Origin of the sequence: Streptomyces sp. WM6372 (genome assembly GCF_001279655.1) — a bacterium.
GTDB lineage: Bacteria > Actinomycetota > Actinomycetes > Streptomycetales > Streptomycetaceae > Streptomyces.
In genome coordinates this window covers 40,840-61,060 of record NZ_LGDB01000104.1, presented here as the reverse complement: position 1 = coordinate 61,060, position 20,221 = coordinate 40,840, and the positions used below count along the sequence as shown (strand labels likewise).

Below are 20,221 nucleotides of genomic sequence, written 5' to 3'. Positions count from 1 at the left end.
TTTCCCCTCATCGGGCGGCTCCATCCCTCACCCGCCCCGTCAGGCCGGCTCATGACTGCCTTCTCCGCACATCGCGGCCTCTTGCGTACTTGCAACAAGGAGCACCGTGACCCAGACGGCCGCCGGCGAGGACCCCCTGGTCCTGCAAGCCTTCCGCACACTGTCCCCGGCATCGCAACAGGCCCTGTGCCCCGAAATAGCCGAAGTCCCCGAACACACCGGGCTCCGCCGGGCGGAGCGACCTGACCGCGACGCCTCCGCAACCCCCTCGGCCGCCCGCACGCAGCTGTGCGAGGCATACCTGCGAACCTACGTCGCACAGGCCCCAAGCCGGACCTGCCGCCATCTGACCGCCGCGATGGATGACACGGCGCAAGGAGGCGTCTCCGATGCATCGAACGTCCTCACCCAGCACACCACAGCCTGCCGTAGCTGCTCAGATATCCGGGCCAATCTGGCCATCCTTCGCAGTGGAAGCCAGGCAGTCCTCACCGGCCTTCTCCTGGAGGCGGCACAGAACGCAGCCACCTCCCGCGCCGACACCCCCCACGTCGACTCGCAAGCACCGACGCCCGCGGCGTCCGAAGTGAGCACGACCGCCGGCCCAGGCTTCCCACCCCCGGGACCGCGCCCCCGCAACCGGTCCGTCACGCGGTCCCGCGCCTCGCTCCTTGTGGCAGCCCTCTCCGTCACCGTAGCGGCCACGGGCATCGTCACCGCCGTCGAGACGACCGGCCCCTCCGATGCCGGCCCTCCGCCCCCGGCCCACGCCACCATCGTGCCCCCCGTACCCGCGGCCGCCGGTGCCACCACGGCGTCTCCTGCTCCCTCCACCGTGGCCCCCGCCCTGGCCTCCTCCACTCCGTCGAGCACGCCGGAAGACCCTGTGCCCGAAGACACCTCCTCCCCCACACAGAGCAGCCCTCCCATCGGTTTCCCGCTCGTCAACAAAGCGACCGGGCTGTGCGTCGGCGCGCTGAGCCGCGCCGCAGGGGCCGCACTGCGCCTTGAGGAGTGCCGGGACGCGGCCCTGCAGCGGTGGGAGACGTTCAAGGACGCATCCGGCGCGTACCGGCTGCGCAACACGGGCAGCGACAAGTGCCTCGACGGTACCGAGGGTGGCGGAAACATCGTCCGCGTCGTCCTCAACGAATGTGATGACCGCTCTTCAAGCCGCCACGGGGTACAGCTGTGGAGCATCAGCCCGGAGAAGGGATCAGACGCGTTCCGCTTGCAGTTCGTGCCGCGTGTCGCATCGAGCGATTACTCCTCACACCTGTTCGGCCCAGAGGACTGGTGGAAGGAGAATCCACCTCACGGGGGCTCCTATCTCGCGCACCTGCCCAACTACTACAACTCCGAGAGCTTCGTCTTCACCATGAACCATGGTGAGTGAGCAGGCCCTTCAGCCCTGTCTCTGTTCCCGGGGTCCGGTTCTGGCCCGCCGTGGTGACGGCCCGGCCGTCGGGCCTCCGAGGGCCGCTCTCGCCCATGGCTGGGCATGCATTCGTCTCTCCGGAGCCGGTACGGGATCCCCTGCAGACGGCTGTTCCGGCAAGAGGACTTCGCCGAGCGGGTAGGCACTGACAACGGGGAGAATCGGTCGTGGAGTTCTTGGCGCATCGCCTGGTGGGACGGGACACCGAAGAGGCGGAGCTGTCCGCTTTGGCGGCAGCCGCGGCGCGTGGATCGGGACGGGCCGCGTTCGTCGTCGGCGAGGCAGGGCTGGGCAAGACCGCGTTACTGCGGTGCGCGGCGGCGGGCGCTGAGCGCGCGGGCATCAAGGTGGTGTGGGGGTCCGCGCGGGAGTTGGACAGAGCTCGCCCGTTCGCTCTGATCTCGGCTTGCCTGGGGGTCGGGGACGCTCCGGTGGGCTCGTTGCAGGCTCGGGCCGGCGATGTGCTGCGCGGTGAGGCGCGGTACGGACTGCCGGGTGCGTCGGGGAGCGTCGATTTCGCCACCGTGGAGGCCATGATCGTTTTGGTCGAGGAGATGTGTGCGCAGGGGCCGCTGGCGCTGTTCCTTGATGATCTGCAGTGGGCTGATCCTGCGAGTCTGTGGGTGTTGCGGCGGCTGGTGCGGTCGGCGGGCCAGCTGCCGCTGCTCGTCGTCGGCGCGTTCAGGCCGGTCCCCAGGGCCGTCGAGATCGAACTGTTCAGCCGGGGACTGGGGGCCAGCGATCACACAGTCCTGGAGCTGGGTCCGCTCGACGCCTCGGCGGTGTCCCTGCTGGTGGCCGGCGTGTGCGGAGGGGCGCCCGGTCCGCGGCTTCGCCGCCTGTGCGAGGGCGCGGCGGGAAACCCGCTGTACGTGGGTGAGCTGATCGCTGCCCTGCAGCGGGAAGGCGCGATCACCACGCACGGGGCTGTCGCGGAGGCCGCTGCCGGTTGCCCCGCACCGCCGCTGCCCGTGCTGATCACGCACCGGCTGGCGTATCTGCGTGACGAGGTACTGCAGGTGCTGCGCGTGGCGTCGGTGTTGGGCACTGGCTGTACCGTTCGCGATCTGGCGGCGGTACTGGGCGCACCCACGCATGTCCTGCTCACAAGCATCGCTGAGGCCGAGGCGGCCGGGGTTCTGGCCGACACCGGCCGGAGCGTCGTGTTTCGCCATGACCTGGTGCGGCAGGCTCTTTATGACGCCGTGCCGGGTTCAGTCCGCTCCATGCTCCACATCCGGGCAGCGCACGCTCTCATCACGGCTGGGGCAGTGCCCGAGCGAGTCGCCCTGCACCTGCTGGAGGCGGCACCCACGGACCGGGAGCTGCTGGTCCCCTGGCTGCTGCGGTCCGCGCTGCAGCTCACCGCGCGTGCGCCCGCGCTGGCGTTGCGGCTGCTGGACGCGGCGCTGGATACCACTGATCCCGCTGATCCGCGCTATGACGAGTTACGACTGCACCATGCCGTGGCGCAGCTGTCGTCCGGTCTTCTGGCCGAGGCAGAGGAGAGCGCCCGTGTCGCACTGGCGCGAGTGGGCGAGGGTGGTTTGGAGTTCGTGTTGCGCTGGATCCTGGTTCAGGCCGCGTTCGCGCGTGGCCGGCCCGATGTGGCGCTGGCAGAGACCCGGGCGGCGTGCAGGAGCGCGGGCGTGTCTCCGCTCGATGCGGTTCGGTTCCATGCCTTCGGCGCGGTGTGCCTCTTCGCCCTCGGGCAGTTGGCCGACGCCGGGGCTGTGGCGACCGTCGCCCGGCGGTCGGCAGCCGAGCGGGGCGACGGGACGGCTCTGGCCTATGCCTTCCAGGTCCTGGCTGCCAAGCGTTTCATCGAGGCTCCGGACTTCGAGGCGCTGGAGCTCGCCCGGCAGGCGTCGCGCCTGACTCCCGAGACGATTCATCCGGCGCAGTGGCTCGGTTTGCAGCTCGCTCTGGCCAACTGCTACATGGATCTTGATCTGATCAGTGACGCCGCGCGCACTCTGGAGGGCGTGCGTGAAAGCGCGGAGCCCCTGGGGGGCGTTTTCCTGCCCTGGTACCACCTGTCGTGCGCATTGTTGGCGTTCCATGGCGGCCGTTGGCAGGACGCGATGGCGGAGGCGGAGGCGGGTCTCGATCCCGGCGTCCACTTCGCGATGAGTCGGGCCTTGCAGGCACTGGCGGGTCTGATAGCCATTCATCAAGGCCGGCGGGCCGACGCGCAGGCCCGCCTGGCCGACGCGTCTGCGGCGCAGGACAGCGGGACGGTCACCTGGTTCTACGAATACGTGTTCTTGTGTGCCGAGGCCCTGATGGACGAGGCACAAGGCGATCCGGAACGCGCCTACCGCCGGCTCGCCCACTCCTTCGACAGCGGAATCGGGCATCTGCCCGGTGAGCTGATCCTCTGTTTCCTGACACCCGACCTGGTGCGACTGGCCCTGGGCCAAGGTGACACGGCCGGCGCCCAGCGCTATGCGCAAGCGGCCCGCTCTCGCGCCGAACACAGCGGCGCGCCCTACCACCTGGGGGACGCCCATCGGTGCCAGGGACTCATCGACCAGGATCCGGAGCTGATACTGGAAGCGGCCCGCCGGTATCGCGAGGCCCCCCGGCCGCTGAGCGAGGCACACGCCTACACCGACGCGGCCGAGATGCTGGCCGTGCGCGGGCAGCTCAGCGATGCCCGCCTCCTGCTCGACCAAGCCCTGGCGATCTATGGACGTCTGGACGCCGCCTGGGACGCGGCGCGCGCCACATCCCGCCTTCGGGCCGTCTCCGTCAGCCGCGGCACGCGTGGACCACGCAGCAGTGGCCGCCTGGGATGGGAGGCGCTGACCGTCACCGAGCGCATCGTCGCCGGCCACGTCGCCGAAGGGCACTCCAACCCCGAGACAGCCACGCGCATGTGCATCTCTCGCCGCACCGTCAGCACACACGTCTCCAACATCCTGCGCAAGCTCGGCCTGACCTCCCGAGTGGAACTGGCCACCGAGGTGATCCGCCGCAACGGCTCCGCGCCGCAGTCACCCGAGGAAGGATGAGCCCTTCGCCCGGCAGCGGCCCTGAACCGTACGTCAGTTGGCGGAGGTCTCCGTCCTATCAGCGGCCTACGTTGGCATCCGTTCGACATCGGCCTCCCATCCTCCCTCGCGTCGTCGATCCTCCGGCTCGCCGAGGTCCGGGGGCGGCGGCGGGCGCTGTCGGACGAGCATCAGCAACTGGAACGTGAAACGTGAAACGGAAGCCCCCCATGATCCTTGCCCCCGCGCGCCTGCCGGCGCCGCGTGTAAGCGCCACCGTGCTGGCGATCTCGATCGCCTCCGCCGCCACCGTCCTGTCCCCGCTCACCACCGGGACCGCGCACGCGGACACCGGCGCCCAATCGGCCCTCTCAGGTCTCACTCTCAGGTCACACCAGGAGGCCCCTTCCGGGAACGGCGTCTCCAACCCGAAACTGGAACTCGCCGCGGACTCGCCGGACTACGGCACCGAAGTCGTCATACGCATGGTCCCCACGACCGGGTCCTGGAGCTTCCTTCCCAACGAGGACGGAAGCTTCCTCATCCGCAACGACAAGACCCACAAGTGCCTTGACTACAACACGGACAACGGCCACCTCGTCGAGCCCGTCTACTGCGACGCCACCAACCGCAAGCAGAACTGGTACCTCCAGCCCTCCGACGTCGACGGACCCTGGCCCCGCTACATCCTGCGCAACGTCAGCAGCAACAAGTGCATGGACGTCTACGGAGGCCACAGCGGCGACGGAAGCACAGTCGGGCTCTGGGACTGCAAGAACCGGTACGACAACCAGGCATGGATCATCACCGACCAGGACCCGCACGGCACGGACACCAAGCTCAAAGCCCTGGCCACCCGGTACGCCCTGACCCAGCGAGACGCCGGATCCAACGTCATCGCCTCCGCCACGTACCAGGTCGATCACAGCAAGAGCAGCGCCGCGGTCCGCACACAGTTCAAGGACGTGACCGTCGGCCCACCGGTGTACAACGGAACGACCGACCCGGTGGACAAGCAGATCAACTGGAATCAGACCACGACCAGCAGCTACACCACAGGTGGATCGGTCACCGCCACCGTCGGCATGGCCGTCAAGGAAGCGGGACCGCTCGAGGTCACCGTCTCCGCGTCCGTGGCCGTCGCGTTCAACTGGTCGACGACCAACACGACCAGCAAGACCGAGGGCGGCTTCATCACCATGCGCATCAAGCCCGGAGAGGTCGGCTGGATCATGGGTGCCGGGGTCACGAAACGAGTGGTCGGCACATGGACCGTCGTGAACGACCTCGGGACGAAATGGAGTGGAGAGGGAACCGCCAACATAGCGGTCCCCGACGGAACCGACGGACTCAAGAGCCTGCAGATCCCCTGCACTTCCGACAGCACCGTCAAGATCTGCCAGGACAATCTCCCGTTCCCCGTTCGCAACTAGGGACTGAGTGATGCCGTGATCAGTTGCCGGGTTTCGCCTTCTTCGTGGGGTGGAACCCGGTAGGGCTTCGGTCGTGACGCGCGGGAAGGCGTGCGGGGCCGCTCGGGGGGCTGAGGCGGGGGACGGCGTCGGCCTCGGACCCGATCTGACTGGCCAACCAGCGCCAGCGGCTCGACCGGACGAAGCTCGAAGCCCTCGCCGGACTCGGGATGGACTGGGCCGGCTCGTCATTGCCTGCTCCGTCTCCCGGCCGCCGAAGTGGTCGTCCGCCGTGGACGGCGCGGAGTCCGGATGCTGTGCACGGTCCCGGCTACGGGCAAGCCCCGGGCCCGGCGCCCGCCTCTCGGACGGCGTGACGCGATACCGCTTCCGAGGGCGCGACCAGGTCATGTTCGGTCGGCTCCCGCTCACTTCTCGTCGAAGGTGATTTCCTCGGCCTGGCAGGTCATCTTCACGGTCTGGCCGTTGGTGATCTCGACAATGTTGTGCAGGCCGGTGAACTGCTTCGGATTTCCCTGGATGTAGAACTTGTCCGAGTTTCCGGCGAGGAAAGCGGGGAAGCAGGCCAGGGAGGGATCCGCCGGGTTGAGGTCCAGGTAGTCCTTCAGCCGACGGAACAGCTTCGGGAGGATCACGGCCCCGGTTTCGGCCGTGAGCGAGTCCATCCCGGTGACCTTCGCCCCCTCGGTGGTCGCATCCTTGGCCCATACGCCCTTCCTCGCGTTCCTAGCCGCCCGGGCGGCGACGGTCAGGGAGGCGCGCAGGTGGTCGGGGAAGGCGGCGTAATAGGTCGGGTAGGCCAGGCCGAGGTCGATCATGTGGTAGTTCGCGGTCTTCTTCAACAGGTCCTCGTCGACTTCGGTTTCGTAGCCGTTGAAGACCGGGGGGAACGTCTTGCTGACCAGGGCCACGCACCGGCCGAAGATGTCCGCGCCGCGGGTGAGGATGAAGCCGGGCACGGCGTCCGGGGCGGTGCTCTTGACGAATTCGCCGTCGCGGACAACGTTGGTGAAGCCGAGCGAGGCCAGTAGCTCGTCACGTGCCTCGTGCGCCAGGTTCAGCGGCTGGTGCTGCACGCCCGAGGGGGAATCCTTGTCCCCATAGTGGGTCTCCAGCGCGTCGATGGCTTCCAGCCGGATCGGGGCGCGGCCGTCGCCCTTCGGCAAGACCCGGTTAACCCCGGGCACGAGCTTCCAGTCAGCCACGTTGTCCGGGAGGAAGAGGATGGTGTCACCATCCGGTGCGGAGAACGCCGCCCGGAAGGTTCCTTTGATCAGCAGCATGGACGTGGCGGACATGGCACTCCCACAGTCATCGGGACAGGGTCGGCGCGCGCCTCGCCACTGTACGTCACATTTGCTCACGCATAGTGCATATACAGCGAATATGCGGATGCGCCCGGGCGGGATGCGACCGCCTTCGAGGGACAAGGTCAGCAGCGCCACGTCTCTGCGGGGCCGCCCCCGATGAAGCCTTCGAGGCCCCCATGCCACCTGCCGCTGTTGAAGAGCGCGGTGTGCCCACGTACCCGTCGTTCGTGAGCAGGCGGGCGTCCGCCAGCTCACCGCCATGGCCTGGGCGCCCGCGGAGGGAGTGGAGGGGTCGTACCGGATCCCGATCACCAGGACGGGACGGGCGGTGTGTCTGTTCCACGGGCGGTCGTACCCGCGGCGGACCGGGCAGGCCAGGTAGCACAGGGCTCCCCGCCCACGTCCAGAAGCGTCCCGAGTCGCCGGCCCGCCGGACTCTGGCCCCCTCCAGGCCCTGGTATACGGCGGGGTCGCGCGGGTCGGGGCTGTCGGCGCACCCAGCCAGGTCGACGATAGAGAGGCCGTTCACCGTGTCCGCGACCGTCCTGGCGTACGTCCATGGGCCGATCGGACGCTCCCGTAGCCGCTGCATCAGCCGGTCGAACTTGTCGCGGGTACCCTCGGGGCTGCCCGCCGAGAAGGCGCAGCGGCAGCGGGAGCCGATCCGCACAGGGGCCAGGAACCGGTCCAGGGTGGCCCCGGCGGTGCGGTCCGAGGCACCCGTACTGGCGGGAGCACCTCTTGACCTGGCCCGCCCGCGAGGCGCTGCACCGGGCGGCCGGCGCCGCACCCGGCGGGGAGCCGCTGATCGAGAAGAACGTCGTCGACGGCCGGTTCGTCGCCATCCTGCTCCAGGCCAGTACGGCACAAGGGCAGGATGGTCATGGCTGAGACAATCGCGGGCGTAGCGACAGGGGTGGGTGCGTAGAGGTGACGGTGTCGCCGCTGCAGCCCGCGGCCTCGACATGCACAGCACCCGAAGACGACGAAGGATCCTGTGAACAAGACCGATCTGATGGCGAAGGCACCCTCGATCGCGGCCGCCATGGCCGCCGCCAGTGTGGGTCCCGGCATCCAGCTGGCTCAGACCCGCTACCGGGCCGCACTCGTCTCCGGCTGGGGCATCCCGGCCGGAGCGTCGGTCCTGGAGGTTGGCTGTGGACAGGGCGATATGACGGCCGTACTCGCCGAAGCCGTCGGCCCGCAGGGCCGGGTGGTCGCCGTCGACATAGCGGATCCGTCGTACGGCGCCCCGCTCACCCTCGGGCAGTCGGCGAAGCACCTCAAGGCGACGCCGCTGGGCTCCCGCATCGACTTCCGATTCGGTCTGGACGTCCTCGACGAGGCGGTCACCTTCCCTGACAGCGGGTTCGACTATGCCGTCCTCGCACACTGCTCCTGGTACTTCGCCTCCTTGGACCAGCTAGGAGAGACCCTCGCCCGGGTTCGCCGCTGGGCACGGAACCTGTGCTTCACCGAGTGGGACCTCGCACCCCGCTCTGCCGACCAACTGCCGCACCTGTTGGCTGTCCTGATCCAAGGCCAGATTGAGGCGAGCGGGTCTCGGGGCGAAGGCAATGTGCGCACTCCCTTCTCGCACGAAGGTCTGCTCCGGGTTCTCGCAGCGGCGGGCTGGGACCCCGCACCAGGGCAAGCCGTGGACACCACCGCCCTTCAGGACGGCGACTGGGAGGTGGACGCCTGCGCGGCACTGCTCGACGACGTGGACCGTATGGCTGAACTACCGAAAACAGTACGGGACCTGGTACTCAGCCAGGCGGACGTGCTTCGGTCCCTGGCGAAGGACCGGGGCAACACGCCGCTGCCGGCCTACTCGCTGACCGCTCACTGAGCGGACCGGGACACCGGTCCACGCGGCGATCATGCTGAGCTCCCCGGGATCGGTCCCCAGCTCGGTGCCCGCATCCTGGGCAAGATCGGCGACGACAAAAGCCGGTTCACCACGGCTGTAGGAACTACGGCACCGCCACCTGCCTGTTCCTGAACTTCCTCCGGGCCGCGGACATGTGCGGACGCAGGCCGTCGCCGATGACGTGGACGATTACGAGGGCTGGCGGCGCTTTGCCGCGGAGAACCCGAGCCCGTGGGCGGATCCAAGTGGGACCGCGAGTTGACGGCGCTCGGCGGGCTCTACTGCTGGGCGGAGGCCCAGGAGCTGGTACCGCGGAACCCGGTGGCCATCAAGGAGATGATCGGCCGCAGTGGCGCGGTGATCCGGGTCCCGGCGGCGAGGGAGAAGGACGCCGAAGCGAGCAACGTGAAGCGACTGGCTCCGCGGGCCTGGCGCCGTTGGGTGAAGGGGGGACTGCGCGGGTACGCCAGGGCGGGTAGTCGGCCGGGAGGGCTCTCCCCTTGCAGCCGGTATCGACGACGTAGCGGATGGCGTCGTCTCGTCAGAAGTCCTGGTACAGCTTCATGAAGTGGCGCCTGTCCCCCGCGTCGGCGAGGGGAGGCATCGTTTCTCCATAGACCCGTCCGGGTCGGCAGAGCACCAGATCGGCCTGCTCAAGACGGGAGTCAGTCCCCCGGGATCTGTCGTCCGTCCGGCGGGCACACGGTTCTGAAGGATACCGGGGAGTCAGCCCTTTATGAGGGTGTAGAGGAGACCTGCGACGAGGAAGTACCCCAGGTAGGAGAGGAGTACCACGCCCAGCATCGACAGGACCTTGAGCGGCGTACCGAACTGCTTGCGGGCCAGGGAGAGGTTGGCGAAGAGGCCTGCCGCCCCGATGGCCCCGCCTATCGCTCCACCGATCGGCAGCAGGAGGATCGGCGCGACCGAGAGCACCAGCTGCCACCAGGCGAGCCCTCGGAACTTGGCCCACGGGTCCGGCTTGCCGAGCGTGTTCTTACCGACGTCGGGGATCTGCTGCATGTGTGGGAAACCTTCGTTCTTGTCGACGCGATCGTGGTGGGCCGTCGGGAGACGGGTGTCGGCGTACTCGCCTATGTGCAGAGCCGCGCACGCATGAACGTGCGGAGCGAGGAGACCTGCGAAGCGTAAGCGATGTTGTTCGGGTCTCCGGTGCCCTTCTCGAAGACGAGCACGTGGGGCCTCCTTCTCCGTGAGTCCTGGGAGCGGCCACCGTCACGTCTCCGCGGCGCCCTGAGAGAAAGGGGCGGACACAGTCCTCCCGTAACGGAACTTCGCGTCCGCTCCCTTGTCCGCCCACTGGTCGGTAGACACATGGCCATGCCGCTCCCACCCGGCTTCTGAGACACGGACGGCATACCGGCAGGGCACGTTCAGGGCCTGGCCCTCCCGAGTGCCGGGAAGGCCAGGCCCTGATGGCTCCTAGCGGAACGCCGCGCCTGTCACCAGGGGCTGCGGACCTTGATGCCCAGCGCCCGGACCCGGTCCTGGTCCTGCGGCGCAAGCCTCAGCAACAGGTTCTCGCCGACGACCCCGTCGTACCGCCAGATGGTGCAGAGGCCCTCCAGTGCCGCTTCGGCGACCTCCGGCTCCTCGTCCGCCGCGACGAGCACCAGGGCTTCCACGACCGGACTGGTCCGCAGTTGCGCGACCGCCCGTGCCGTCCGGGCCCGCTGCTCCGCGGGGACAGCCGGGTCGGCGAGCGAGCGCAGGACGTTCGCCGTGTCGCGTGCGTCCTCGCAGGGCAGTACCCAGACCACGTAGGCCAGCTGCGCGCCCAGCATGATCAGGTACTGCAGTGGCATGAGCATTCCCACCGGCAGCAACAGCAACAACGGCAGGACGACCATCCAGCCGCCCCGGATCCGCACGGGACCCCCGGTCGGCGGTTCGAACCGACGGCCGGACAGCAGGACGATCACGAACATGGTCGCGATCGTCAGGAGGGGAACCCCCACGAGTCCGACCCGCATCTCAAGCGCGAACTCCTCGGCGAAGGGCTCGTCACCGAGAGCGGGCAGCACCGAGGCCGCTGTCACCCAGGCCAGCACGGCGGTCAGGACGTAGCGCCGTAGGGAGATCCGCAGCCACTTTCCCGTACTCATGACGGCTTCCTCACTTCAGCAGCCCTTCGTGCAGGTGCCATTCACCCGAGTGCGGTCTTAACGCCCCTCGTAGAAGGGGCCGCCCCATCCGTCCGGCGCGTCGTAGCCACTGGTGTGGGCCATGGTGTCACGGGCGACCCACCGCGCCTTCATCAGCGAAGTGATGCGGCGCCCGTGACGAATCGGGCGAGTTCCTCGGCGGCGCCGCGGGGCAGTCCTGCGACTACTGCCTCCGGCAATGCCCTGATCACGGCACACAGCCGTGCGGCGAGGTCCGGCAACAGGGACCAGGCCGAAACGGGGACACTGACGGTCGCGAGCAGGAGGTCGCCCTCGTAGAAGTAGGCGTCGAGCAGCGGCTCCTCAACCAGCAAGCGCACCGCGAGCGGAAGTACGTACGGGAGCGCCACCTGCTGCGAGATGAGGGTCCGCAGATCCGCCGGCTCGAGTTCGCCCAGCGGAATGCGCCGCAGCTCATGGACCTTGCGGACCAGACGGGTCGCGTCACTGGCAGGAGGGGCCCAGCGGGGTGGATCCAGCTCGTCGAGCGGGCGGTCGAGGTGCAGCAGACGGTCCATGATTCATTCTCACCCGGGCCGGCGGAGAGTCCGGCTCAGGTCAGCGGACCAGTTCGGCATGGTGCCACGGCACGGGCGAGAATGCCCGATCCTCTCGACGACTTCTACGGCTGGAGATCAGCGTATTTGAACGCAAGCAGCTCCAGGACCGCACCCAGGTCGCCTTCGTCCTGCCCGAGGACACCCCCGAAGGGCCGGGCAGCGTGGTCGGGGACTTCAACCACTGGAACCCCGCCGCCCTCCCTCTTGAGAGGTCATCTCGTTTGGGACCGAAGCGGTTGGAGTTGAGTACTGGCCGCGCAGTCAGTGGCAGGGAATGTCGCTGGCCAACGGGCGGCGTGGGGCGGTTCAGTCGCCAGATCACATCGATGCCGGAGTCTGAGGGGGCAGCGGGGGGCGTTACCTGCTCACGACGAACTTCGCTGAAGCCCAGGCGGCGCGGAATGGCACTGCTGGAGACGTTGGACGCGTCGTGTGCAATTTCCAGGTATGTCACGTTCGACAGAGTGAATGCTTCGGTCATCATGGCCGCCGTCGCTCTCGTGGCGATGCCACCGCCGATGGCGGCAGGGTGCAGCCAGTACCCCAGGTACCAGCTCTGAGGGCGCCCCCGCGTCAGGGTGCGCCCGACGCGGCGCGGGGTGAAGCTGGTATTGACGTGTTGGTGTCGCTCGTCCTCAAAGGAGCTCCCCTGCGTACACGACTCGGGACTCGGGTTCACAGCTGCCGGTCGTGATCATGGCCGCTCTTGGCGCCATGGGTCCCGTTGTGCAGGCTGCCGTGTCTGCCTGTCGGCGGGCCGGTTTGTGGGGCCGGTCACGGAACGTGGAGTGCGACTCCCGTACCGGTTTGCGGACCTGCACGGGCGGCACGTACGACGGCTAATCCATCAACGAGACCTGAAACAGGACGGCCGCAAACGCTTCCTCGAACACGGCCTGGAAACCTGACGGCGGAGCAGCCGATGGCTGGGCCCGGCCGGAAGCGAGCGTTGGTCCAGAAGACGGCCGAGGGAGCAGGAGGCGTGCGCATGAGGGTGCAGGGCAGTTCTGGGCCATTGCGAGTGCAGGCCATCGCGGGGACTCACGTCGTGATGTTGGGGTTCGACCACGATCGAGCTGACATGAATGGCGTGCTCGGTTTCGGGGTCGAGCGGTTCGATCACGCTGAAGGCCAGCACCGGTGGCTCGACAACCGCCTCCGTTTTCCGCAGGCGAGGCGTCATTGGGGATCGAATTGGAACCCGTTCCAGACCTTCGCCTGGGGTGACTACCGCGCCAAGCCAGGGCGAACCTACACCTACCGCGTGCACACCATGACCGGAACTCCGGGGGAGGAACTCACCCCGGTCTCGACCGTCGAGCTGCAAGTGCAGACCGAGGAGCCGGGCGTGCACGGTGTCTGGTTCAACCGTGGCGTGTATGCCTCGCAGGCCTACGCCGAGCGCTTCAAGAACCTCCACCCCCGTGACATCGCCAACCGTGAGGCCTGGCGATGGTTGTCGCGCGGTCTCGAGGAGGCGCTGCTCGCCTTCATCGGCACCGCCGCCGGCGACCACGGGCAGCTCCATGCGGCGCTGTACGAGTTCGAGTACCTGCCCGTGCTGAAGGCCTTCCGTGTGGCCGCAGACACGGGCGTGGACGTCCAGCTCGTCGTGTTCGACCACCCGCACAACCGCGCAGCGGTGACCGCCGCCGGCATCGACGACCTGGTCGTCGCCTGGCGGGCCCGGGCTCAGATCCCGCACAACAAGTTCGTGATCGCAAGCCACGAGGGTGCGCCCCAGTCGGTCTGGACGGGCTCTACCAACATCACCGAGAACGGGATCTTCGGCCAGTCGAACGTCGGGCACACGGTTACTGAGCCAGCCGTCGCCCAGCAGTACCGCGACTACTGGGCACAGCTCGTCACGGACCCGACCCCTGGCACCCTCAACAATTGGGTGGACGCCAACAACCCGATACCCGACTCCTGGCCCGCGGGTATCTCGGTCGTGTTCAGCCCGCACACGCGGACCACGGCGCAAGACCGATACGCCGATCTCTTCGGATCGGCCCAGGACCTGCTGTGCATCACGTTCCCGTTCAAACTCGATCCCCGGTTCGCCGACCAGCTCCCCGGTGACCACCCTGCGCTCCGCTGGCTGCTCTTCGAGGACGCCGCCGTCGCCGACGCGAACCGGAACCTGGTCACCGATCCCGACACCGAGCTCGTGGCCGGTGGCATCGTCGAAGAGGGCGGCCTCGCCGGCTGGGCGGCCGAGCACGACAACCCGTTCTCCAACAACATCGAGTACCTGCACACGAAGTACTTGCTGATCGACCCGATCGGCGACGATCCGATCGTGGTCACCGGTTCGGCCAACTTCAGCAACCCCTCCGCGAACAAGAACGACGAGAACATGCTGGTGATCCGGGGCGACCACGGCCTCGCCGAGATCTATCTCACCGAGTTCTTGCGCCTGTTCAACCACCACCGCTTCCGCGACTCGCTCCGCCTGGCCGCGCACCAGCCCACGCCCGGCCCCGAGACCGGAGTCGAAGCCCCGGTGCCGCTCGCCTCCAGGCGCTGGTGGGACAAGTACTACGACGAGCCGGCCCGGGACCACCAACGCCGACTGCTGGCCAACTCCCCTCTAGAGCTTGTCTGACAATTGATCCTGTGGCAGGCCGAGGTGTGCTGACGGACGCGGCACAGAACCTGACGAGAGTCACGGGAGCTTCCCATTTCAACCCTGGGGTCAGGTCGCGGTAGGGATGTGGCGCGCTGCTGCGAGTTTGGCCATCGTCCGGAGTTTCGTGAAGTACGAGGCGCAGTACTCCGAATTGATCAGGGACTCGATCTTGTCGAGGTCGGCGATACACGCCCAGAGGATGGCAATGCCGTTGTCGTCGAGTCCGCCGTTCAGCTCGCTGTGGACGAGGCCCGCGACATCGGCGTCCAGGAGGATCAGTTCCACGCCCTCGATGTCCACGCCGCGAAAGCTGTCGGGATACAGTGCGCGCCGGTGTTCCTCCCAAAGCCGGGCGAGTCGCTCCTCGGTCTGTTCTCCGCTCATGTAGGCGGGTGTCGCTTCTGCCGCAGGCGGTGGGCGAAGGAGCAGGGAAACGGCGTCGAAGACGGTACGCACCATCTCGATGGCCCCGGCCGGGCCGAGGGCGGCACTGGTTACGGCGCCCTGTGCGAGCTTGTCGCGCAGTTGTCGGCTGCGGTCGAGTCGGGTGGCCAGTTCAGCTGAGATGAGCCCTGTCTCGGCGGCCTGCTCGATCAGGTCCTGGAGCGGCTTGCTGACGGCAAGGCGCTCGGTGAGGACGTGCTCCAGGGCGAACAGGGAGTGCGTGACGGCGACGGTGGCGAACTCGTACCGGTAGTAGGAGTGCCGGATGAGCTCACGGGAGGTTTCCATCGCGCTCATGACGTACATCGACGCATCGCCGGGCAGAACCAGGTCGGCAACCAGGGCGTGCATGCCCTCATAGTCGAGATCGACGTTGCGGGCGCGCGGGTCCGGTACTGGCACAGGGAGCGGGCGGGGCACCGGCGGCAGGGGGTTCACCCACCCAGTCTTGTCGCCCGAAGGCTGTCGGTGCCATCGGATTTGCTCGGGGCGGGGTGGTTGGTGACCCGCCGCGTACGTCGCCACTGGCTCGGTCCGACCTCAAAGCACAAGCTGAACGGTCCCAACCGCACTGCGGAGCCGGGAAACTGGGGTGATGACCGAACGTCGCACCCTGGGCACCGGCCCGCGCCCTACAACTCCCCTTGCGGCCCCTACGGCTGCCCGCCGGGGCCGCCTCGCCGCCGAGCCGGCCGAGGACAGCGGCACCGCTGGCGAGGAGGCCGCAGTACCCCGCTCCCCCGGCCGGCGCCCCCTGGGGCCCGGAGCGGACTCGGTCAAGGGCTGACCGTCCATCACTGGTCGGTCTCTCCTGCCTGCTTTGGAGGTCATCTCATGTGGTGCGTCGGCGGCGACAGATGAGGGACCCGGCGGCCAGGTCGAGGAAAGTGTCACGTCGTGTCGCATGAACAGTTAGTGTGCGCAGCCATGGGCGAGTTGATAGTGATCAGGCATGGCCAGACCGAGTGGAGCGTGTCGGGCCAGCATGCCGGCCGCACTGACGTTCCGCTGACGGACGTGGGCGAGGCCGCAGCCAAGGCGCTTGCTCCGAGGCTTGCCCAGCGCCGTCTGGTTGCCGTGTTCAGCAGTCCGCTGAGCCGGGCCCTGCGGACGGCGGAGCTGGCAGGTCTGACCGGTGTCAGGCCCGATCCCGACCTGATGGAGTGGGACTACGGCGGATATGAGGGCCTGACCGCCGGCCAGATCCGGGAGGCGAGGCCGGGCTGGGATCTGTGGCGGGACGGCGTCGTTCCCGGCGACGCCGACCATCCTGGCGAGCAGCTGCAACAGGTGGCCGCCCGCACGGATGCGATGCTGGACCGGATCCGGCCGCTGCTCGGCGACGGTGATGTCGCCGTCGTCGCTCATGGTCATCTGGCGCGGGTGCTGACCGTGCGCTGGCTTGGCCTTGACGCGTCCGCCAGCCGTCTGCTCGGCCATCCGCATCCGGGCACTCTCAGTTTCCTGGCCGCCGAGGACGGGCAGCCGTTCATCTCCGCGTGGAACGTCCCGTAGTGGGAGAGCCGCTGCGTCACGTCTGCCGCGCCAGGCGCCGGTAGCAGATGAGAGTGCGGGCGATGCCGGTGAAGGCCGGGAAGTGCTCGGCCTTGCGTTCGTAGCGGCGATGGAGGCGGCCGCGGCCGGCGAGCCAGGCCATGGCGCGTTCGATGGTCCAGCGGTGCCGGCCCAGGCGCTGGGAGGACTCGGTGCCCTTGCGGGCGATACGGTGCTGGATACCGCGTCCGGCTCACCATCTCCGCAGGTGGGCGTAGTCGTAGCCCTTGTCGGCGTGGAGCTTGCCGGGCTTGCGCCTCCGGCGTCCGCGGCGTGAGCGGATGGGCGGTATGCCGCGGACGAGGGGTTCAAGGTCCTGGTTCCCCCTTTTCAGGTCCCGCACGTTCACCGAGTCGATTGCACAGCGGGACCGGTCCAGGCCACCGTCACCGCGGGCGCCGAGCTCGTCGAGGACCGGGCGGTGGAGCTTGGCCCACCCGGGCCTTGCTCCACTCGGAGAAGCCCCGGCGAGCTGTCGCCCCCGACGGCCCGAACGAAGCCGATGGCAATTGTTGCCACGTACAGCCCGACGCAGCCACGGACACGATCGCGGCGAGCACTTCCCGGTCACCGTGCCGACGCCTGCCACCGCCCTGCGGCCGCGACGGCGCCTCCGGCACCACCCGCTGGAACAGCACCCACAATATTTACAGGGCGTGATGATATGCTACGCACCGTGACAATGGAGCCCGAGGGCATCCCTCGACACCGCACGACCGCGCCCAACCACGTCTATTACTTCGACATCGGGACCGGCACCTGGCATGGAAAAGCCACCTTCCGCGTCACTTCCTGGCGTCGTCTCATGCGCAGCCGCATCGGATTGACGAACAAGCTGCTCGCGACCGCCATGCACACCATCGAGCGCCTCACCGGTGCGCCACGGCAGAGTTCGACGATCGTGGCGAAGCCGGACGAGGGCGAGTTCGGCCAGGCCGACAATGTGGTCAGGATGTCCAAGTTCGGCGTGACCCTGTACCTGTTGGAAGAGCAGTACGTACTGGACAGCAACGGAACCGGAGTCACTGTCCGCGCGAAGGAGAGGCTCGGTCCTGTGCCGGGCCTGCTCACGCGGACCTTCACCTACTCTGCGGAAATTCGCGACGAAGGCATGGCCGCGACCTACCACATGCCGTTGCTCGAAACCCCTTGGACAGCGGACTATCAGGTGGCACCCGACCGCCAAAGCCTCTTCGCGGAATTGGTGTGCGACTGGGGCAGGGCGACCGAGGAAACCCGCCGAATCAGCGCGCCGGCTTAGCGGGCGGCAGGAACATACTCCCGATGACCGCCGAGTCCATGCTCCCCGCCGAAAAGGTCACCCTGGTCGCGGGATTGCTTGCCGACCGGGTCAGGCAGTACGACATCACACACGATCGCCGGGCCGCGTTCGCCTACACCTACTACCGCCTCACGAAGACGCTCGCCACAGCCCTGGATACAGGCACCCCCGCGTTCAACGACCCGCCGTGGGTCGCCGAGCTGTGCGAGACGCTCGCCTCGGCCTACTTCGCCGCGATGGACAGCATCGACGCATGGCTCGCAGGACGACCCGGCGGCTCCGCGGACGAAGTCCGGCCCAGTGATCTGCCGGACTCCATCCCTCAACCATGGCGAGATGCCTTCGCCGCTTCGAGTGTCCGGCGCTCGTACACGCTGGAAGACGTGCTCTTTTCCATGATGGCGCACATTTCGTACGACTTGCCGGGGGCCTTGCGGCGCATGGCGACGTCCACGGGCGACCGCAGCCACATCGCGGACTTCCACCGCATGAACGACGTGCTGGGGTCCTGTATCGACAGGGTCCAGGACGACCTTTCGTCCAGGTACATTCATGGGCTCAGCTCTTTGGACAGGCTGTTCACCCGTAGTGACGAATTGTTGACCAATTACGGGATCCGGGTCGCACGGGGCTTGGCCTGGTTCAACTGCGACAGGCTCTTGGACCCGGATGCGACCGAGGAAGCGTCGCGGTCGATCGGCAGGAGCACCGGCGCGCTCATCTCCGAAATCCGCTCCCCGGGAGACTGGAAGCTGCGCGCCGGCTTGTGGATCCTGCGCAGGTTGATTCCCGAACGCCGGCAGTGGCCCGCGGCGAGTACGCCCATCGCGTAGAAGACCTCCCGGTGATCACGTCCCGAAGCCACCACCCCGCTTCGGCGTCCGGTCCGGCAGGGACGGCTCGATGCGTGCCCACTGAGCATCAGGCAACGACACACCAGACCAACGATCCGATGATCTGAAGGAAATAGCCCAAGGGCCGTCCCATAGTTCGGCGCCGACCCTGGGTGGCCACCCCACTCAGACGCCCACCCGTTGGGGAACCCACCCACACCCAGCGGACGGCCAACCGAGCCCTCCGGCAGCGCGGGCGCCTGTCGAACGAAGTATGCGCGACTGAAGTCATGGCGGATCTTCCACCGGTCCCGGTGCAGCCCGAGCCGCCTCACGCCCATCGCCGCCGCCATCCTCACCCTGGAGAGGCAGCGCCGAAACGGTCAAGAGGGGCACACGATGGCCACCCCCGAAACCCCCGCCAGACCCCAGCCCGTCACCTGGGCACCAAGCCAGACCGGCCCTGCTCGAAATGCCACGCTCCGAGCTGCCGATACGGGGTCGGCACGGGCTACAACATGGCGGGCCACCCCAGCCGACTACCCACCGGCTGCTGCGCGGCCGGTGATGGTGTGTGAGGCCCCGCGCTTCGCGGGGGGCGGGGCGGCGCCCGCGCCGCGCTCAAGGTCTGAAGAGGCAAGCCCATGACAGCCGGCCATCTTCGTGATTGGCGCCTGACGACAGCAGCTTGGTCACCTCGTGACAGCCGTGATCACTGCTGCTGTGCATGCGAGCAGGGACAGCGAGAAGGGTGAGCCCACGAGATCTTCAGGCTCTTCCGATCCCCAACGTGGTCGTCATGGGCAGCAGCCCCGAGCCGATCACCGCGACCCAGAACTCGCCGAGCAGGGCCGCGAGCCGCGCCAGACCGTCAGAGCCCAGCGCCTCGCACGGCCCCGCGGCGAGCTCGTCCGTGCGGCGCTCGACCTTCGCGCGCAGTGCACGGCCCGACTCGGTCGCCGTCGCGGCGCCGTGGGGCTCCAACAGGCCGCGCCCGACGAGGCGCTCACGCGCGGCGGCCCAGTCCGGCGCGCTCCACTGGCGGCTCTGGAAGGTCTCCTCCGGCGCCGCCCCGATTGCGGCGAACGACACGAGTGCCTCTACCGGGTCGAGCCCCGCGGCCAGGAGAGCCGCGATGTGGCCGTCCCCACGGTGTTCCCGCAAGATCGTCGCCGCCTGCCAGAGCATGAGGTACGGGGCGTCCGGCCAGGCCAGGGCCGCATTAGCGGAGGCGAGCGGGCGGCCCCCGACGTCGGCGGCCTCGGCAGCACGGCGGGCCAGGTCTGCGGCCTCCGCGAGCTCGATGCTGTGGATGCGGTCTCCCAAGAGCGCACGGTAGGCGCGGTCGACTGCCCGCTCGCGGGCGGCGAGTACGGCCTCGGGGGACGCACCGTCCCATACGGCGGGGACGTACCGCCCGACCATCTCCGGGCTGAAGCTGTAGAACGCGGACTCCACCTGACCCCGTCCCGCTGCCCCCAGCGGCGCGGCCCGCCAGGCAAAGTAGCTCGGCCACCGCTCACCGGTCTCGAAGCCCAGCGCGGCCGCCTCTTCGAAGGACTCCGGCGCGTAATAGAGCACGGCGTGCAGCGGCTCGAGGAGCTGCCACAGGTGCCGTACGCGACCCAACTCGATTCCATCCGATACGGCGTTCCGGTCCGTCATGACATCTCCTCAACA

18 protein-coding genes and 2 pseudogenes are annotated in these 20,221 nt (G+C 68.2%); 11 read left to right on the top strand and 9 right to left on the bottom strand.

Annotated features, from left to right (window positions below; translation table 11 throughout):
• Positions 1-106: 106 nt before the first annotated feature.
• The 3 genes from ADK52_RS42230 (at position 107) to ADK52_RS09410 (ending at position 5,867) form a co-directional block, all read left to right on the top strand.
• Complete coding sequence (locus ADK52_RS42230; protein WP_078988172.1) at positions 107-1,396, top strand: RICIN domain-containing protein; 1,290 nt, start codon at positions 107-109, stop codon at positions 1,394-1,396.
• Between the two features lie 209 nt (positions 1,397-1,605).
• The gene (locus ADK52_RS09415) at positions 1,606-4,455 is read left to right on the top strand and encodes an ATP-binding protein (protein WP_053689312.1); all 2,850 of its coding nucleotides are present in this window, start codon (positions 1,606-1,608) and stop codon (positions 4,453-4,455) included.
• Between the two features lie 209 nt (positions 4,456-4,664).
• Positions 4,665-5,867 carry an RICIN domain-containing protein gene (locus ADK52_RS09410; protein WP_053689311.1) on the top strand — a complete coding sequence of 401 codons (1,203 nt, stop codon included), beginning with the start codon at positions 4,665-4,667 and terminating at the stop codon, positions 5,865-5,867.
• A gap of 407 nt (positions 5,868-6,274) precedes the next feature.
• Here the strand turns inward: ADK52_RS09410 and ADK52_RS09405 are convergent, their stop codons facing one another.
• On the bottom strand, positions 6,275-7,165 hold the full coding sequence (locus ADK52_RS09405) for a hypothetical protein (RefSeq protein WP_053689310.1): 891 nt from the start codon (positions 7,163-7,165) through the stop codon (positions 6,275-6,277).
• Positions 7,166-7,918: 753 nt separating this feature from the next.
• Here ADK52_RS09405 and ADK52_RS42225 point away from each other — a divergent pair.
• Both ADK52_RS42225 and ADK52_RS09400 read left to right on the top strand, forming a co-directional pair.
• Positions 7,919-8,068 (top strand): hypothetical protein, encoded by a 150-nt coding sequence (locus tag ADK52_RS42225; RefSeq protein WP_159045892.1) that lies wholly within the window; start codon positions 7,919-7,921, stop codon positions 8,066-8,068.
• A 106-nt stretch (positions 8,069-8,174) separates the two neighbouring features.
• Positions 8,175-9,029 carry a class I SAM-dependent methyltransferase gene (locus ADK52_RS09400; RefSeq protein WP_053689309.1) on the top strand — a complete coding sequence of 285 codons (855 nt, stop codon included), beginning with the start codon at positions 8,175-8,177 and terminating at the stop codon, positions 9,027-9,029.
• A 299-nt stretch (positions 9,030-9,328) separates the two neighbouring features.
• Here the strand turns inward: ADK52_RS09400 and ADK52_RS44415 are convergent, their stop codons facing one another.
• From ADK52_RS44415 to ADK52_RS43485, 5 genes are all read right to left on the bottom strand, one after another.
• Positions 9,329-9,454 carry a hypothetical protein gene (locus tag ADK52_RS44415; RefSeq protein WP_267887245.1) on the bottom strand — a complete coding sequence of 42 codons (126 nt, stop codon included), beginning with the start codon at positions 9,452-9,454 and terminating at the stop codon, positions 9,329-9,331.
• Between the two features lie 322 nt (positions 9,455-9,776).
• Positions 9,777-10,073: a hypothetical protein gene (locus tag ADK52_RS09395; RefSeq protein ID WP_053689308.1), complete on the bottom strand. Its 297-nt coding sequence runs from the start codon at positions 10,071-10,073 to the stop codon at positions 9,777-9,779.
• 440 nt (positions 10,074-10,513) lie between these two features.
• Positions 10,514-11,176 (bottom strand): hypothetical protein, encoded by a 663-nt coding sequence (locus ADK52_RS09390; RefSeq protein WP_053689307.1) that lies wholly within the window; start codon positions 11,174-11,176, stop codon positions 10,514-10,516.
• A 152-nt stretch (positions 11,177-11,328) separates the two neighbouring features.
• The gene (locus ADK52_RS09385; protein ID WP_053689306.1) at positions 11,329-11,754 is read right to left on the bottom strand and encodes a contact-dependent growth inhibition system immunity protein; all 426 of its coding nucleotides are present in this window, start codon (positions 11,752-11,754) and stop codon (positions 11,329-11,331) included.
• A 40-nt stretch (positions 11,755-11,794) separates the two neighbouring features.
• Entirely contained in the window at positions 11,795-12,475 is a 681-nt protein-coding gene (locus ADK52_RS43485) for a GNAT family N-acetyltransferase (RefSeq protein WP_234343588.1), read from the bottom strand.
• Positions 12,476-12,784: 309 nt separating this feature from the next.
• On the opposite strand from ADK52_RS43485, the gene ADK52_RS09380 reads away from it, so the two are divergent.
• A complete protein-coding gene (locus ADK52_RS09380) occupies positions 12,785-14,404 on the top strand; it encodes a phospholipase D-like domain-containing protein (RefSeq protein ID WP_159045891.1) in 1,620 nt (539 codons plus the stop codon).
• Positions 14,405-14,494: 90 nt separating this feature from the next.
• Here ADK52_RS09380 and ADK52_RS39735 read toward each other — a convergent pair whose 3' ends face one another.
• Entirely contained in the window at positions 14,495-15,310 is an 816-nt protein-coding gene (locus ADK52_RS39735; RefSeq protein ID WP_234343586.1) for a hypothetical protein, read from the bottom strand.
• Between the two features lie 157 nt (positions 15,311-15,467).
• On the opposite strand from ADK52_RS39735, the gene ADK52_RS42220 reads away from it, so the two are divergent.
• Complete coding sequence (locus ADK52_RS42220) at positions 15,468-15,659, top strand: hypothetical protein (RefSeq protein WP_159045890.1); 192 nt, start codon at positions 15,468-15,470, stop codon at positions 15,657-15,659.
• Between the two features lie 140 nt (positions 15,660-15,799).
• A complete protein-coding gene (locus ADK52_RS09370; RefSeq protein ID WP_053689303.1) occupies positions 15,800-16,387 on the top strand; it encodes a histidine phosphatase family protein in 588 nt (195 codons plus the stop codon).
• 16 nt (positions 16,388-16,403) lie between these two features.
• Here the strand turns inward: ADK52_RS09370 and ADK52_RS39730 are convergent.
• A pseudogene (locus ADK52_RS39730) lies at positions 16,404-17,073 on the bottom strand (transposase).
• A gap of 29 nt (positions 17,074-17,102) precedes the next feature.
• Here ADK52_RS39730 and ADK52_RS09360 point away from each other — a divergent pair.
• The 3 genes and pseudogenes from ADK52_RS09360 to ADK52_RS42895 all read left to right on the top strand — a co-directional run.
• Positions 17,103-17,687: a hypothetical protein gene (locus ADK52_RS09360; RefSeq protein ID WP_159045889.1), complete on the top strand. Its 585-nt coding sequence runs from the start codon at positions 17,103-17,105 to the stop codon at positions 17,685-17,687.
• 23 nt (positions 17,688-17,710) lie between these two features.
• Positions 17,711-18,541 (top strand): DUF5995 family protein, encoded by an 831-nt coding sequence (locus tag ADK52_RS09355; protein WP_053689301.1) that lies wholly within the window; start codon positions 17,711-17,713, stop codon positions 18,539-18,541.
• Between the two features lie 167 nt (positions 18,542-18,708).
• Positions 18,709-18,916 (top strand): annotated as a pseudogene (locus tag ADK52_RS42895) (transposase family protein); the annotation flags it as partial.
• A gap of 393 nt (positions 18,917-19,309) precedes the next feature.
• On the opposite strand, the gene ADK52_RS09350 reads toward ADK52_RS42895, so the two are convergent.
• The gene (locus tag ADK52_RS09350) at positions 19,310-20,206 is read right to left on the bottom strand and encodes an SCO6745 family protein (RefSeq protein ID WP_053689300.1); all 897 of its coding nucleotides are present in this window, start codon (positions 20,204-20,206) and stop codon (positions 19,310-19,312) included.
• Between the last annotated feature and the right edge of the window lie 15 nt (positions 20,207-20,221).

Excerpts from the sequence above, each read along its gene's own strand:
- ADK52_RS09410 (WP_053689311.1), top strand. The coding sequence starts at position 4,665 with ATGATCCTTGCCCCCGCGCGCCTGCCGGCGCCGCGTGTAAGCGCCACC.
- ADK52_RS09405 (WP_053689310.1), bottom strand. The coding sequence starts at position 7,165 with ATGTCCGCCACGTCCATGCTGCTGATCAAAGGAACCTTCCGGGCGGCG.
- ADK52_RS09395 (WP_053689308.1), bottom strand. The coding sequence starts at position 10,073 with ATGCAGCAGATCCCCGACGTCGGTAAGAACACGCTCGGCAAGCCGGAC.
- ADK52_RS09390 (WP_053689307.1), bottom strand. The coding sequence starts at position 11,176 with ATGAGTACGGGAAAGTGGCTGCGGATCTCCCTACGGCGCTACGTCCTG.
- ADK52_RS09385 (WP_053689306.1), bottom strand. The coding sequence starts at position 11,754 with ATGGACCGTCTGCTGCACCTCGACCGCCCGCTCGACGAGCTGGATCCA.
- ADK52_RS09380 (WP_159045891.1), top strand. The coding sequence starts at position 12,785 with ATGAGGGTGCAGGGCAGTTCTGGGCCATTGCGAGTGCAGGCCATCGCG.
- ADK52_RS42220 (WP_159045890.1), top strand. The coding sequence starts at position 15,468 with ATGACCGAACGTCGCACCCTGGGCACCGGCCCGCGCCCTACAACTCCC.
- ADK52_RS09370 (WP_053689303.1), top strand. The coding sequence starts at position 15,800 with ATGGGCGAGTTGATAGTGATCAGGCATGGCCAGACCGAGTGGAGCGTG.
- ADK52_RS09355 (WP_053689301.1), top strand. The coding sequence starts at position 17,711 with ATGACCGCCGAGTCCATGCTCCCCGCCGAAAAGGTCACCCTGGTCGCG.
- ADK52_RS09350 (WP_053689300.1), bottom strand. The coding sequence starts at position 20,206 with ATGACGGACCGGAACGCCGTATCGGATGGAATCGAGTTGGGTCGCGTA.